At 73.1% G+C, this 1,897-nt stretch carries 3 protein-coding genes; 1 reads left to right on the top strand and 2 read right to left on the bottom strand.

The window, feature by feature from the left end:
- Nucleotides 1-116: 116 nt before the first annotated feature.
- Entirely contained in the window at nucleotides 117-260 is a 144-nt protein-coding gene (locus ACFU6K_RS38095) for a hypothetical protein (protein WP_158077759.1), read from the bottom strand.
- A 209-nt stretch (nucleotides 261-469) separates the two neighbouring features.
- Complete coding sequence (locus ACFU6K_RS38090; protein WP_380671111.1) at nucleotides 470-1,033, bottom strand: TetR/AcrR family transcriptional regulator; 564 nt, start codon at nucleotides 1,031-1,033, stop codon at nucleotides 470-472.
- 100 nt (nucleotides 1,034-1,133) lie between these two features.
- Here ACFU6K_RS38090 and ACFU6K_RS38085 point away from each other — a divergent pair, with 100 nt between their 5' ends.
- Entirely contained in the window at nucleotides 1,134-1,616 is a 483-nt protein-coding gene (locus ACFU6K_RS38085) for a DUF1348 family protein (RefSeq protein WP_380671110.1), read from the top strand.
- Nucleotides 1,617-1,897: the final 281 nt, after the last annotated feature.

Genomic DNA, 1,897 nt, shown 5'->3' with positions numbered 1-1,897 from the left:
CCCCGGGCCGGTCCGCGTTCCGGTCCTGCCCGGACTCGCCCCGCCGCCAGAGCGGCAGGACCTCGACCGGCGGGACCGCCACCGGCAGTACCGCCACCGGGCCCGGCTCGGCGCACTCAGGCATCGCGCCGCGCCGTCTTCCGGTCCACCGCCAACGAATCCTCCAGCCGCGCCAGCAACTGCCGGAACCGCTCGGTGTCCTGCTCCGTCATCCGCCCCTCGGGCAACGCCCCCGGCCGCTCGGCCGTTCTCTCGTCCATGCGCCCGAGGCTAGGCGGTGTCGATCAATGGGCGATAAACGCGCGTTCGAGCGAAAAGCACTCGCCCGGTGCGGTTCGGCCCGGAACGATCGCATCTGACGACGCCCCACCAGCACCACCCGGTACCGCCCGGTGCCACGACTCACCTGTTCCACAGCCCCGGTGGCGGAGGTTGGTCGGACGGTCGGCATCCGCGCCGGGACCGCCGACTACCGGGCCGGCGCCGCGTCCAGCAGCAGCCGGGCGGCCTCCCTGGCGTCGGCGGCGGCCGTCGGATCCCCGTGGACGGCCGCGCTGGTGATCGCCCCCTCGGCCAGCAGGGTCAGGTGGACGGCGGTGGCGGGCGGGGCTCCGGCGGCCTCGACCAGGCCCGCGAGGTAGCCGCCGAACTCCTCCTTGTGGTGCCGGGCGGCGGCCACCACCGCGGGGCTGACGGCACCGAGTTCGCCGAGCGAGTTGACGAAGGCGCAGCCCCGGAAGCCGGGTTCGGCGAACCACCGGCCGAGCCAGTCGAAGACCGCGAGCAGCTGCTCCCTCGGGGTGCCCCCGGCGCGTGAGACGTACACGGCGAGGTTCGCCCGCCAGCGGCCGTCGCGGCGCAACAGGTAGGCCTCGACCAGCTCGCCCTTGGACGGGAAGTGCTGGTACAGGCGGCGCATGGTCACGCCGGAGGCAGCCCGGACGGCGTCCATGCCGACCGCCTGGACGCCCTGCCCGTAGAACAGCTCCTCGGCCGCGTCGAGGATCCGGGTCCGCGGGTCTTCGTGCTCCATCTGCCGTGCCCTTTGCGTGAGAACGATGGTTCTCCTACTGTAGCCACTACAGCGAGAACGATCGTTCTCACCGACGGAACGCCCATTCCGAGGAGCATCCATGCCCGAGACCGGCACCGAGCAGCGCCCGCCCCTGCCCCCGTTCACCGAGGAGACCGCCCACCGGAAGGTCCGGGCCGCCGAGGACGCCTGGAACACCCGCGACCCCCGACGGGTCGCCCTCGCCTACACCCCGGACAGCCGCTGGCGCAACCGCTCCGAGTTCCTCACCGGCCGCGACCGGATCGCCGACTTCCTCACCCGCAAGTGGCAGCGCGAACTGGACTACCGCCTGATCAAGGAGCTCTGGACGTACGGCGGGGACCGCATCGCGGTCCGCTTCGCGTACGAGTGGCACGACGGCGACGGCCGCTGGTACCGCTCCTACGGCAACGAGAACTGGGAGTTCGACCGGAACGGGCTGATGGCCCGGCGGCACGCCTCGATCAACGACCTGCCGATCACCGCCGCGGAGCGGCTGTTCCACTGGCCACTCGGCCGCCGCCCCGACGACCACCCGGGCCTCACCGACCTCGGCCTCTGAACCCCACCGCCGACGGCCGACCGCGCCGACCCGGGTCTCCACCGTCAAGCGCCTGCCCCCCTACCGTCCCTGATGCCGGCTCAGGAAGGGCGGCGGCCACCGGTACCGGACCGGGACGCCGTTACCGGAACCTGATCGTTCCGACGGCCGGCCGAGACCCGATCCACACGGGAGCCTGACATCCCGCGCCTACGGTGCCGTGCATGCCGAAGACACCCGGATCACCGACCGCCGACCGCGCGCTGCCCCGCGGGCTCGCCGCCGTGGGCGCCCTCCTGCTG

This window comes from Kitasatospora sp. NPDC057512, from assembly GCF_042802135.1.
Lineage (GTDB): Bacteria > Actinomycetota > Actinomycetes > Streptomycetales > Streptomycetaceae > Kitasatospora.
Note: the sequence above shows the minus strand (reverse complement) of the source record. Positions and strands in the feature narration are given on the sequence as shown.

Excerpts from the sequence above, each read along its gene's own strand:
- ACFU6K_RS38095 (WP_158077759.1), bottom strand. The coding sequence starts at position 260 with ATGGACGAGAGAACGGCCGAGCGGCCGGGGGCGTTGCCCGAGGGGCGG.
- ACFU6K_RS38090 (WP_380671111.1), bottom strand. The coding sequence starts at position 1,033 with ATGGAGCACGAAGACCCGCGGACCCGGATCCTCGACGCGGCCGAGGAG.
- ACFU6K_RS38085 (WP_380671110.1), top strand. The coding sequence starts at position 1,134 with ATGCCCGAGACCGGCACCGAGCAGCGCCCGCCCCTGCCCCCGTTCACC.